Source organism: Clostridioides sp. ZZV15-6598, assembly GCF_020657705.1.
In the GTDB taxonomy this organism is placed as follows: Bacteria; Bacillota; Clostridia; order Peptostreptococcales; family Peptostreptococcaceae; genus Clostridioides; species Clostridioides difficile_F.
In genome coordinates this window covers 1-238 of the sequence record NZ_JAGWCS010000387.1, presented here as the reverse complement: position 1 = coordinate 238, position 238 = coordinate 1, and the positions used below count along the sequence as shown (strand labels likewise).

1 protein-coding gene is annotated in these 238 nt (G+C 33.2%); it reads right to left on the bottom strand.

What is annotated here, in order from left to right; translation table 11 throughout:
• The coding region (locus tag KGF50_RS22185; protein ID WP_227850025.1) for a phage holin family protein at positions 1 to 221 on the bottom strand (221 nt) is incomplete at its 3' end.
• Positions 222 to 238 lie beyond the last annotated feature (17 nt).

Genomic DNA, 238 nt, shown 5'->3' with positions numbered 1-238 from the left:
TTTATACCTATTGATATACCCCAACAAATCACTCCTTGTAAGACTGCATCAGCATTTAATCCTAGCATCCATACTGAGAAACCCACACCAAGTACTAATAATACTACTGGAATATACTTGTTATTTAGTTGCTTATACTTCTTACAACCAACCCCTAAAACATAAAGAGCAGCAACTAAAATTAGTAACTGCTCTGGTATGAAACTTATTAAATTATCCATCTCTTATCCTCCTAATT